The 12,463-nt window shown below is 33.4% G+C and carries 13 protein-coding genes; all 13 read right to left on the reverse strand.

Annotation, left to right across the window (positions count from 1 at the left end):
- Positions 1-19 precede the first annotated feature (19 nt).
- The 13 genes from rplI to Q0X02_RS02335 all read right to left on the reverse strand — a co-directional run bounded on the left by rplI (position 20) and on the right by Q0X02_RS02335 (position 12,063).
- Positions 20-466, reverse strand: a complete 447-nt coding sequence (gene rplI, locus Q0X02_RS02275) for a 50S ribosomal protein L9 (protein ID WP_297810944.1) — start codon at positions 464-466, stop codon at positions 20-22.
- On the reverse strand, positions 447-2,435 hold the full coding sequence (locus Q0X02_RS02280; RefSeq protein WP_297810946.1) for a DHH family phosphoesterase: 1,989 nt from the start codon (positions 2,433-2,435) through the stop codon (positions 447-449). Before Q0X02_RS02280 ends, rplI begins: the two co-directional genes overlap by 20 nt.
- On the reverse strand, positions 2,428-3,300 hold the full coding sequence (locus tag Q0X02_RS02285) for a DUF2232 domain-containing protein (protein WP_297810948.1): 873 nt from the start codon (positions 3,298-3,300) through the stop codon (positions 2,428-2,430). Before Q0X02_RS02285 ends, Q0X02_RS02280 begins: the two co-directional genes overlap by 8 nt.
- A gap of 105 nt (positions 3,301-3,405) precedes the next feature.
- The gene (locus Q0X02_RS02290) at positions 3,406-3,687 is read right to left on the reverse strand and encodes a hypothetical protein (protein ID WP_297810951.1); all 282 of its coding nucleotides are present in this window, start codon (positions 3,685-3,687) and stop codon (positions 3,406-3,408) included.
- Positions 3,688-3,719: 32 nt separating this feature from the next.
- Entirely contained in the window at positions 3,720-3,902 is a 183-nt protein-coding gene (locus Q0X02_RS02295; protein WP_297810954.1) for a hypothetical protein, read from the reverse strand.
- Between the two features lie 131 nt (positions 3,903-4,033).
- Positions 4,034-4,894, reverse strand: a complete 861-nt coding sequence (locus Q0X02_RS02300; protein ID WP_366093899.1) for an IS3 family transposase — start codon at positions 4,892-4,894, stop codon at positions 4,034-4,036.
- 230 nt (positions 4,895-5,124) lie between these two features.
- The gene (locus tag Q0X02_RS02305) at positions 5,125-5,247 is read right to left on the reverse strand and encodes a transposase (protein ID WP_297810957.1); all 123 of its coding nucleotides are present in this window, start codon (positions 5,245-5,247) and stop codon (positions 5,125-5,127) included.
- A gap of 92 nt (positions 5,248-5,339) precedes the next feature.
- Positions 5,340-6,713: a M14 family zinc carboxypeptidase gene (locus Q0X02_RS02310; RefSeq protein ID WP_297810960.1), complete on the reverse strand. Its 1,374-nt coding sequence runs from the start codon at positions 6,711-6,713 to the stop codon at positions 5,340-5,342.
- Positions 6,713-8,302, reverse strand: a complete 1,590-nt coding sequence (locus Q0X02_RS02315) for an ABC transporter substrate-binding protein (protein WP_297810963.1) — start codon at positions 8,300-8,302, stop codon at positions 6,713-6,715. The genes Q0X02_RS02310 and Q0X02_RS02315 overlap by 1 nt, the downstream gene beginning before the upstream one ends.
- Positions 8,303-8,315: 13 nt before the next feature.
- Positions 8,316-9,278 (reverse strand): oligopeptide/dipeptide ABC transporter ATP-binding protein, encoded by a 963-nt coding sequence (locus tag Q0X02_RS02320; RefSeq protein WP_297810966.1) that lies wholly within the window; start codon positions 9,276-9,278, stop codon positions 8,316-8,318.
- Positions 9,268-10,251, reverse strand: coding sequence for an ABC transporter ATP-binding protein (locus Q0X02_RS02325; protein ID WP_297810968.1), 984 nt, complete (start codon positions 10,249-10,251; stop codon positions 9,268-9,270). The genes Q0X02_RS02320 and Q0X02_RS02325 overlap by 11 nt, the downstream gene beginning before the upstream one ends.
- Positions 10,251-11,093, reverse strand: a complete 843-nt coding sequence (locus Q0X02_RS02330; RefSeq protein WP_297810971.1) for an ABC transporter permease — start codon at positions 11,091-11,093, stop codon at positions 10,251-10,253. The genes Q0X02_RS02325 and Q0X02_RS02330 overlap by 1 nt, the downstream gene beginning before the upstream one ends.
- Before the next feature lies 1 nt (position 11,094).
- The gene (locus tag Q0X02_RS02335; RefSeq protein WP_297810975.1) at positions 11,095-12,063 is read right to left on the reverse strand and encodes an ABC transporter permease; all 969 of its coding nucleotides are present in this window, start codon (positions 12,061-12,063) and stop codon (positions 11,095-11,097) included.
- Between the last annotated feature and the right edge of the window lie 400 nt (positions 12,064-12,463).

Raw genomic sequence — 12,463 nt, forward strand, 5'->3', positions numbered from 1 at the left:
GCTTCAAATTTTGTTCAAACTACTCCTTGTCCACGACAACTTTCAAATTGGCGTTGATGTCCGGATAGACTTTTACAGTTACTTCAAATGTTCCCAACGATTTGATGTTTTCCTTCATTTCGATTTTCTTCTTGTCAACATCCAAATTGTGTTGCTCCTTCAAAGCTTTTTCGATATCCATTGACGTGATTGAACCGAAAAGCCTGTCGCCTTCGCCAGTCTTGGCGATTATCTTGACATTCACGCTTTCTATTTTCGCCTTCAATTCATTTGCGTTTTTGATGTTTTCTCTCTCAATCGCTCTTAATTCCGCTTGTTTTTCTTCCCAAATTTTTATATTTTCTTTTGTAGCTTCCACTGCAAGCTTGTTAGGTAGAAGGAAGTTTCTCGCAAATCCTGTTTTGGCATTCACCATTTCCCCTGCTTTTCCAAGCTTGTCAACATTGCTAGTCAATATAACTTTCATCCGTATCCTCCTTGATGTATTCATCTATCGCGTGTTTTACTTTTTCTTCTGCTTCATCCATCGAACAATCCAATTGCGCACCTGCACTTGTCAAGTGACCGCCGCCTCCGATTTTTTCCAAAATCAATTGCACAGATATTTTGCCGAGGCTTCTAGCGCTAACGTGTACCTTGTCTTTTAGCTTGGCAAGTACAAACGACGCCTCCACTCCCAAAATATTGAGCAAATCATCGGCAGATTGTGCCGCAACGAGAATCGACTCGTCAACTTCTTCTTCAAGTCGTCCGATTGCGATGTTGTTCTTGTACATTTTAGACGTGGCAATGACGTCTGATTTTAATTTTATCGTTTTCTCATCGTCTTTGAATAATTTTTTGACCTTCACGCTGTCCGCTCCCTGTCTTTTCAAAATAGATGCAGCTTCAAAAGTTCTGACACCCGTTTGATAAAAGAAATTCTTCGTGTCGACAGTGATTCCAGCGAGCAGTGCCTCTGCAATAATCTTCGGTATTTCGAGCTTATCCGTCATATAAAACAAAACTTCTGTCACCATTTCCGATGCACTCGATGCGTAAGGTTCTAAATAAGTCAACGAAGTATCCTTGATGTAGTCGGAGCTTCTCCTGTGGTGGTCGATTACAACGATGTTGTTGGCTATATCCATAATCTCTTGACACTCGACAGAATTTCTCCTGTGGTTGTCGCAGATAATCACCAAGCTGTTGCTGTTGCAATTTTCCTTGGCGAACGCATTTTTGACAAAATATTTCTTGTAGTCCGGCTTTTCCTCCAAGACAGCGTTGTAGATATTCTCTATTTGTGGGCCAACTTCATTTAGGACAATGTAGCATTCTTTTTGGTTGATTCTACAAGCTTCCAACATTCCCAAACTCGAACCTATCGAGTCAAAATCCGGATTTTTGTGACCCATAATAAAAACATTGGAGCTTTGCACGATAAGTTGCTTCAACGCGTGTGACACAACTCTCGCCTTGACTTTGTTTTGTTTCTCAACAGCCTTGTCCTTGCCACCGAAATACTTAAACTCTCCTGTGTCGACAACTGCCTGAGCCCCTCCACGTCCTAGCGCAACGTCCAAGCACGACCTCGATTTCTCGTGAATTTCGTACGGATTGTCGCCGATAATCGACGCACCAATGCTCAATGTAACTGGAACGTTGTTGGAATTTTCGATGTCCTTTACCATATCCAACACCGAAAATTTTTGCTGCATAATATTTTCAAGCTCGTGTTTTTCTACAATCATCACGAACTTGTCCGACTCGTATTTTCTTATATATCCGTTGTGGCCTCTCGCAAAATCCTGCAAGATATTGTCCACTTTCGAAAAAACCTTGGTTCTTTCTTCCTCTTTGATGCTGTTGCGGGCTTCGTCGTAATTGTCGATGAAGATGTCCAACAAGCAAAGCCTTTTTTCGTCCAAAAGCGTCACCACATCCATAAAAGACGTGTTGTCAACTCCGTAGAGCAAAGTCAAATCCTTGTTATCTCGGTCTTTTATTATCACCGGATAAAATCTGTAATACTTGTTGTCGACTTCCGTCTCGTAATAATCCAACTTGTCATCGTCATCCTTTACAACTCTGAAATCCATAACATTTTCTATTTCATTGTTGAAAATCTCGATGTCATCGCTAACTAACGCTCTAAAATAAGTGTTAAACCAGCTTATCTTTTTCTTGTCGTTGACAATCAAAAGTGGAAAAGGAACTTTGAACACAGCGTTTTTCGTTATATCCGTGAACTCATTGTTCAAATTTATGAATTTGTCTTTGATATTTTCGTTTTTTCGTTTAATATATCCGTAATAATCCACAATCATAAAAGCCGACATTATAAATGCCAATGTGCCTATAATATTTTGAAAATAAAACAAAATAGACGACAACACGACAAGTGCAACAGCTTCTACAATCAAATGTTTCATTGAATACTCAAATTTATCCATTCTTCTCCCTCTTTCTAAGATTTGTGATGCTATTTATCGCACCCAAAATCGCCAGAAAATAAATTCCCGGGTGAATCAAAACACAAATAACAACAGCCAAAATCTTGTAAACCTTGGACAAGCTTCTCAAATGATAAAGCATCAGACAAACTCCTGCCAGAAAATAACTGTAAGTCGCAAAATTCACCAAATTATCCACAACATACAATCCAAGGCTTTTGTCTGTCAAATACAACAATCCGCTCAACATAAATCCGATAATCACGCAGATTGTAAAATTGAAATCTATTGTGAACATATCAAATCTGTGGTTGTTTTGTTTGTCATATCGTTGGGGAATGTACACATTCAACACGCTCGTGTAAAAAGCGATTATCCCCAAAAAAGAGTAGCTCAATCTCACAGCCATTTTCGTGTATTGTCGTGCAAGACTCATAAAATCTTTCAAAAATTCACTGTCGAGCTTGACCGTTTTCAATACATCCAGAGAGTCTGTGAGTTTGTGATTGATGATGTCTGCAATCGTCACGTTTTGGTTGAACTTCAACAACAAATTGGTCAACACGACGAACATAATCGTCCCGCAAAAGCTAATCAGTATAGTCTGCCTGTCGTCAAATCCGGCGTTCAATAAATTCAAAATCGAAAAGCTAATGAACAAGACGTAAAGCCCGACAATTATAGCCACTATTGGGCTCGGGAAGAACATTATCAACACAAAAAATATACCAAATGACAACAAACTGTGTAGGCTGTCATTTTCTAATCCCGTCTTTATAAAATAAGAAGGCAATACAATAAATCCCAACGGAAAAAACAACACGCTTATCAGATAAACCAAAAAAGCCTTCATTGAATTTTTCATAAGCGATTTATAATCAATAGTACTAATACTCCCACCTCCATTATCTTATTATTATACCACAAATTCAGGCAAAATTTACCTCACACAAATCACCAAATGCCAATCTTAAAGCCTTATCTCCGAATAAATCTTGCATTTTTCATTCGAAGGTAGTGAGAATTTTTCGCTTTGCTTTTGTGAATCAAACTCGGCAAAAACATAGGCCGAATTTTCTTTTTTCAAATCGCAAGTTACGACAGTTTTTCCGTCTGACAAATCAAAAATAATCGCAGGTTTCATCTTCACAAATTTTTCGGAGTGATTTGTCACGTTCACATCCAACACGATTTTTTCGTTCGTAAACTGATACACGACAAAACTTTCAAGCCCGCTGTCAACGCATCTCATAACGCACATATCCTCTGATTTGCTGACGACGTCTATTTTTTGTCGACGAACAATCCGTCCGTTGGATAGTGAAAAGTCTTGTCAACTCCGTAATTTGGAACACAAATTCTGCAATTATTCAAAATCTCTTTTCCATTTCGTTTTATATATTCAAGCTTTGCACCGACAGTGTCGATTGCTATCTCAGTTTTCCCTATTTCGTATAAAATTTTCATACTAATTCCCCTTCACGATATTTATACCCAAATAAGTTTTGTTTGCAATTAAAAAAGAGTGCAGGATTGTGTGGCGACCCCATAAAGTTGGACCAAGAACCAGAGAAGATTTATATTTTTTCCGGTATTTTTTATGCTGCATTCTTTTCTCTGTATTCTATTGGACTTAAATATCCTAATTTTTCTTTTATCCTATCTTTATTGTAATATTCGATATATTCTTCGATTGTTTCTTTTAACTCTTCGTATGAGTAGAATTTTTTGCCATAATAGATTTCTTGTTTTAGTATCCCAAAGAAGTTTTCCATTGGGGAGTTATTGAGCCAATTTCCCTTTCTTGACATTGATTGGGTTATTCCTTCAACTTCAAGCTTTAATATGTATTGTTTTACTTGATAGGCCCATCCTTGATCTGAATGAAAGATTCTTTCTTCTTTATTTATACTAGTTATTTCTATTGCTTTGTCTAAGGCTTTCAGTATTGGTTTTAATATTGGTTGTTTTGATATTTCATAGGATATTATTTCACCGTTATACATATCCAGATTGGGATTTAGGTAAAGTTTTTTTACTTGATAGTTTCCATTTTTATCTTTTTCTAGGTATTTGAATTCTGTTGTGTCTGTTGTTATATCTGTGTAGACTTTTTCTACTTTAAAGTTTCTATTTATTTTGTTGTCTGCTACTTCTCCTATTGTTCCTTTGTATGAGGAGTATTTTCTTGTTTTTCTTGAGAAGTTTGTTACTTGAAATTTTAGTTTTTGTACTAGTCTTTGAAATTTCTTTTTATTTATTAGTAGTCCTTGTTTTCTTAGCATTGCTGTTATTCTTCTATATCCATAGTTTGGATTGTCTTTTCTTACTTCTTCATCTTTTTTTGTATTATCCAATCTTTCTTGCCAATAGATGTATGTTGATTTTTGGAAGTTAAAGTATTCTAGAAGTTCTTTTAGTTTGAATCTATCTCTTAGTGATTTAATGATCTTAGATATTCATCTATTTCTGATTCTGTCATCTGTGAGAATTGAATCTTTTTTTAGAATTTCTACTTCCATTTGAAGATAGTAGTTTTGTTTTCTAAGTTTTCTAATTCACTTAATTTTTTTGTTTTATTAGTTTTGTTTTTTAAATCTTTATTTTTATCTGTACTTGGCATATTTGAAGGTCTTCCTCTCTTTTTTTCTTTCAGTACTTCTATGCCTTCTTCTCTAAATTCTTTAACCTATTTAGCTATCATAGCTGGATTATTGATTTTAAGTTCATTTGCTAGGCTTTGATAGGACATTTCTCGTGTTAAGTACAAGTTTACTACATTTAGTTTGAAGTCTAAATTGTATTTTGACATTAAAAACTGACCTCCTTATGTTGGTTTTTAAGTCCAACTTTTGGGGGTCAGTTCATATTTATACGATTTTTTGTTTTCTAGTTCGTGAAATATTATTTGTCTAAGTTATAAGCTAATACCAATCCACATTCTAATTGAACCGAAACTAAACGTTTAATAGGTACTACGCTATAATCTATATTTTCTTCCAAATATTCACTTAATTCTTTTAATTTTTCCTCAGATTTTTTAAATTCTCCTTCTAGGATTTTATAAGCGTCGGAATCTTTTTTAAGCTTTTTCATCTCTTCTTCGTTCATTCTGATTATTAATCCTAGAGATAGCATACTATAAAATTTAGTTACCAATGAGTTATCAAATTTTTCAGCAACTGTAGCTATTTTATTGAATTTATCATCTTCTTCAATCATTTTTAAAGTAGCAGCATGAACTTCTCCTAAATCTGTAAAGGCTTCTAATGCTAATTTATAAACATTATCTTCTGCTAAATATGGTCTGGATACTTTCATGGACTCTATAAGGTACTTATCTAAGCTTTCAGAATACTCTATAGAGTTTTTTATCGCTTCTTTTCTTGTAATATCTGAATCTGATTTGTCGTCAATTCTTTTATCGTAAAAATATGGAAGTTCTGTAACTAATGTACAGGAATCATACTTTGTTCCTGCATAATCAGCAGAGCATGTTCCTACTGCTATTTCTTTTTCAGGATGCTCATTTCCATATTTTTCTAAATAGTCATATTCATCAGAAATTTTTAACTCTTTATAAATAGCAGGTGCAAATTCTTCGCAATATGGCGCTTCTGGTTCTCCATAATGAACAGGAATGTTTTGTTTATTAGCAGCTTTGATAAAATCATCAAATACTTCTCTTGCTTCCTTGCTTATATACCAGTAAGCTCCACCAAATCCTGCATTGTGTAAAGAATAAATAAATGTTGGTTTAATCTCATCTATAAGATCCATCATAGCCTTTGTTTCTGGTATAGGCTTGTCAAATTTCAAGTTTTTATATTCTATTGGGAAAGTCCAATCAACTTGAAGAAAACCCGCTGGTCTATAAAAGTTTCTTGCATAGTTATAAAGGTTATATGGTCCTTTATACCAACCTTCATTCTTTCTTGCTCCATCTACATCCCAAGCCTTAATAATATACCAAGTGTAATCTAATGAATTTCTAAATTCCTCATCTTCAACTAATTGGTTTATTAAGTGGTCAATTGTCATAGTTCCAATTGGCTCGTTTGGATGTGGAAGTCCAAATACCAAGGCATTTTTACTTCCCTTTCCTATTTTAAGTCCAATAATTTTTTCGCCTTCTTTAGAGTTTCCAAACTCAAAAGTTTCAACTATATCGCTATGTTTTTTTGCTATATCATAGCTCATTTCATTCAGTTCATCTACTGTGAAAAATGTTTTATAATCTGGAACTCTATCTATTATTCTATCTATCAATTCTCTCATTATTTAACCATCTCCGTAAATGTGAATTCTGCCCAACCCCATTTTCCTTCACCATCAATTGGAAGGTTTATATATCTCTTAGAGTTAGCGTCATAGCTTGCAAACTCTATTACTGGTACAAATACTGCATCATCCGCCAATATCTTTTGTGCTTGTTTGTATAATTCTGCTCTTTTTGCAGTATCAGGTTTTGTGTTTGCTTCTTTAACCAATTTGTCAAACTCAGGATTTGAATATTGTGACCAGTTGTTTGATGCACCAGTTCCGTATCTTGCATTTAAAGCTGAAGGGTCTGGTCCCATAAATCCACCTTGAAGTTCCATTATATAGTTATGATTTGTTCCTACTTTTTCAGCCCATGCATTATATTCTGATACATTAATCTTCATTTCTATGCCTGCTTTCTTTAATGATGCTTCCATTAACTTAGCTGCATCAGGGTATCCTGCACCTTCAAATACTTCAACCTCTAATCCTCTAACGTAGTATCCATCTTTATCCTTTTTATATCCTGCGTCTTCAAGAGTCTTTATAGCATTTTCGATACTAAATTTAGGACTAACATCTTTTGTGTTTGCAAACTCTTTGATTAAACTTGGGTACATTGAATATTCTGGTTTTTGGAAACCGTGATATACCTTTTTAGATATTTCTTCTTTATCTATAGCGTATGAAATTGCTTTTCTAATAGCAGCGTCTTTAACCTTTTCATTTTTCATATTGAAAACTAATCTCATAGGTGAAGGATATCTATTAAGTTTCATTCTTATATTATCATCGTGAAGTAATTGTTCTGCACTTGCTGATGGTACATTTTCTAAGAAATCAAGTTCTCCATTTACTAGAGCTTGTACAGCTGTAGCATCATCTGGAATAATACTGTAAACTAACTTATCTAACTTTGGAGTGCCTTCCCAATAATCTTTGTTCTTAACAAGAGTTATAGATTCTCCTTGAACAAATTTTTCTAGTTTGAAAGGACCACTTCCTATAGGTTTTGATTTAATTGCTTCGTTTTCTTCCCAAGGTTTGCCGTTATCTAGCACGTGCTTTGGCAATATAAATGTTGAATACCATCCTAATTCTGCAATTAATGAAATATCTGGATCTTTTAACTTAAATGATATTGTATTATCATCTATAATATCGAAAGATTTTATATTTTGAAATTTTGCATTCATTAAGTAAGCAGAGTCTGATTTTATTTTTTCAAAAGTGTATTTAACATCTTCTGCTGTTACTTTTTTACCATCATGCCATTTAGCATTATCTCTTAAGTGGAAAGTTATTTCTTTTGCATCATCAGAAATATCCCACGACTCTGCTAAATCTGGAATAATTTTTTTTGACGCATCCAATTTTACAAGTCTATTAAAAATATTTTGGAATATTGGATATCCATTGTCATCTGGTAATTTATCAGGGTTCCAGCTCATAGGGTCTCCGGAATGTCTAATTATTAACTGTCCTCCTGCTTGCGCTTGTCCTACATCTGTTGAACCAGTACTATCAACTTTTTTGCCGCTCTGCTTGCATCCTGACATTATTAAAGCAGCTGCCAACAATAATGCCATTAATTTCTTTTTCATATGTTCCTCCTAATTATAATTTTATGCAATATGCATAATGTTCATTACCTAGATCAACCTTTTTAGGGTAATCTTTAAAACATTCTTCCGTTGCTAGACTACATCTGTTTGCAAAATAGCAACTTGGAGTTAAATCAATTGGAGTTGGGGGCTCTCCTTCTATATCAATCCTATTCATTTGCTCAGTCGGATCTATAGACGCACAATTTGAAATCAATACTTTTGTATATGGATGAGCTGGATTTTGAATTACATCTTTAGCGTATCCATATTCCACTGTTTTCCCAAGATACATTACCATGATTTTATCCGCAATAAATCTTGTTAAGGCGATATCATGACTAATGAATAAAATGGAAGTGCCATGCTTTGCTAAATCTAACAGCGCATTGATTATATCTGCTCTAACCGAAATATCTAACATACTTACAGGTTCATCTGCAATAATAAATTTAGGTTTTAATAATGTAGCTCTTATGATTGAAATTCTCTGAAGCTGTCCACCGGAAAGTTGATGAGGATATCTTTCCATTATTTCCTTAGCTGGCCTCAATCCTCCTTGTTCTAAAGCCTTTAAGCAAATATCAAACCTCTCTTTTTCACTACTTCCTATATTGTGAATTTTTAAAGGTCTCATAAGAATGTTTCCTATTTTGTCCCTAGGAGTGAAAGAATCATAGGGGTTTTGGAATATCATTTGAACATATTTTCTAAATGATTTTTCATCATTTTTTAATATTTCCTCAACTGATTTACCACCTATGGAAATTTTTCCCTCAGTAGGCTTTTCAAGTCTTGCGAGTACTCTACCTAAAGTAGATTTACCACATCCACTTTCACCAATGAGTCCTAAAATTTCACCACCTTCAATAGAGAAACTTACATTATCTACCGCTTGAATATATGATTTATTAAATAATTTTTTATTAGCAGGATAGAACTTTTTTATATTTTCCACAATAATTTTATTTTCCATTTCTGATCTCCTGAATATTGTGACAATATACTCTTCGATTGTCTATTTGTGTTTCTTTTGGTTTTTGCTTAGCACATATTTTCGAAACATATGGGCAACGCTCTCTAAAAATACATCCTTCACTATCCTTTGAAAGATCCGGCATAAAACCAGGTATTGATTTAATTTCTTCCGTTTCACCATTCATAGATGGAAAACTTTCAATTAATCCTATGGTGTATGGATGGTATGGTTCCTTTAGCACATCCTTTGTGAATCCAATCTCCATAAGTTCTCCCGCATAAAATATTGCTACCTTATTACAAGCTTGGGCTACAACTGAAATATCGTGAGTTATCATGATTCTTGTCATGTTCATTGTTTTTTCGAGCTTTAAGATTTCATCTAAAATTTGTCCTTGTGTAACAACGTCTAAAGCTGTAGTTGCCTCATCTAAAATTAATAGTTTAGGACTAAACAAAAGTGCTATGGCTATAGAAACTCTTTGAAGCATACCTCCTGATAACTCATGAGGATACAAATTCACAACCCTATCGGAAAGATTTACTTTTTTTAATAGTTCGATGAAAATTTTTTTAACTTGCTCTTTTGTGGCTTTAGGTTCATGAACTTTATAAATGTCATAAACTTGTTCAAAAATTCTATGTACAGGACTTAAAGAGTTCATAGACTTTTGAAAAACAACAGCAATTTCTTTCCATCTTAATTTATTAAATTCTTCATTTGATAAAGATAATAATTCTTTGTCGTAAAAATTAACCTTTCCCTCGATTTTTGTCTCTTTAGGATCTAATAACCTAATAATCCCCATAGCTAAAGTTGATTTACCTGAACCAGATTCTCCAACAATCCCTAAAGAGTCGGACTTGTTTAGTGTGAAATTTACATTTTTAGCAGCCTTAACAGAGGAATTTTTGTTAATATAAGAAATATTTAAATTTTCAACTTTTAATATAGCTTCATCTTGTTTCATTATTTTCCTCCTCTGCTTAAATTCTTAGGATTTAAGACTCTATTTAATCCATCTCCAAGTAAATAAAAACAAGTAACTGTTAAAACTATTGCAATGCCAGCAAAAGTAGAAATCCACCAAGCATTGCTAATATATTGCTTTCCTTCAAAAATCATTTGACCCCAACTAATTGTATTTGGATCGCCAAGTCCTAAAAAAGAAAGCCCAGCTTCTGTAAGTATCGCATTTGCCATACCAACAGTTGTGTTTGAAATAACAGGATATATTCCATTAGGAATAATGTATTTAAATAAAATTTGCCTTTTTGTTTCACCCATAGCAATGGCAGACTTTACAAAAGTTCTCTCTCTTAAACTCATAGCTTGTGCTCTCATTAACTTAGCATTACTAGGCCATGTTGTAAGTCCTATTACTATCATTACATTAGTTATAGAACTTCCAAAAAGAGCTATTATCATAAGTATCAAGAAAAATGTTGGTAGCATCATGAATATGTTTATTAACTCCGATAAAACTCTATCTACAGCACCACCAAAGTATCCTGCGACACCACCAATAATTATTCCTATTACACCTGATATAAGAGCAGAAACAACCGCTACCTTTACAGATGTTCTAGCACCATAAACTATCATTGAAAATACATCTTGTCCTAAGTGATTAGTTCCGAGAATATGCCCCTCTTCACCAATCTTAGCCAATGGAAAGTTACCAAATTCATATGGGCTGAAGTTTGCAATAACCGGCGAAAAAACAATGATTAAAAGAATTATTAAAATACCAATCGTTCCTGCTTTTAATTGTTTGTCTCTTTTTATTAACTTAAGAAAATTAATTTTCATTTTAATCACCATACCTTATTCTAGGATCAACGAAAGCATAAATTATATCTACTAACATCATTACAACAGCTATAGATACACTCATCACTAAATAAATTCCCATCAATGTAGGATAGTCTCTTTGATTTATAGCATTAAGAACAAGTCTACCAGTGCCTGGCCAAGCAAATATTATCTCAACCAAGGCAACACCAGTTACCAAATATGCTATTGAAATACCAAAAATAGTAATTGTTGGAAGAATTGCATTTTTAAAAATATACTTATTAAAAATCTTTTCTTCACTCATGCCACACGCTCTAAAAGTTTGAATATAATCTTCATTTACAACTTGCAAAACCGACGACTTTGCTATTCTGAAATATAATGGGATTTGTATTAATACCATAGTTAAAACAGGTAATACTAAATGTTTTAGTACATCAACAAAATAATCTATACCAGTATAATCCACTCTAGAATCAGTCATTCCAAAAGTAGGTAACAAATTTAGTTTTGTTGAAAAAATAATTACTAACATCAGTCCCAGCCAAAAAGACGGCATAGAATTAAGTATGTAATTTACCGATGAGAATATAACATCCAGTAGTGACCCTTCCCTTCGAGCAGCCGATATTCCCATTGCCGTTCCCAATATTAAAGATATTATGGCCGAAGATAAAACCAATAAAACCGTAGGACCCATTTTTTCTAAAATCATATCTTTTACAGGTCTGTTATAGATAACAGATGTTCCGAGATCCCCTTTAGAAACGTTTTTTAGGTACTTTAAATATTGTTTGTAAAGTGGTTGATCAAATCCATATTTCTTTTCCAACGCATTCTGTAATTCAATATTATCAACCTCTTTACCCATCATAGTCTTTATTGGACTTCCAGGAGCTGCATTAATAATTACAAAATTTAAGCTGAAAACTACTAATACAGTTAAAAGTGCTGACAATACCCTTTTAATCATGTACTTGGACATTTGTTCCTCCTTGATAAAATATTAATTTTTAGCTAGCCATAAAGTGAACTCGTTCACTTTAAACTAATTATAACTTTATCTAACTATAGTGTCAAGCATTTTTTATTAATTTTTGTCAAGCATTTTATATTAATTTTAAAATATAACACAAAATGATAACAATTTTTAAAATCATTACATTTTAAATTTTCATATCTGAAACTTTACGAAGAATATTTTTCATTGTCCTAAAAAAATAGTCTTTTGACAATTATGTTTTATTGTTATATCATTTGAAGTGGCTAAATTTATATTTGAAATTAAAATACAAAAAAACTTTGTATATGTTTTTTTAGAATTAAAAACTCTGTCTCTTATACACATCTCCGAGCCCACGAGACCGTTATTCTAGTCTCGTATG

The sequence above is a fragment of the uncultured Finegoldia sp. genome, assembly GCF_947252345.1.
GTDB lineage: Bacteria > Bacillota > Clostridia > Tissierellales > Peptoniphilaceae > Finegoldia.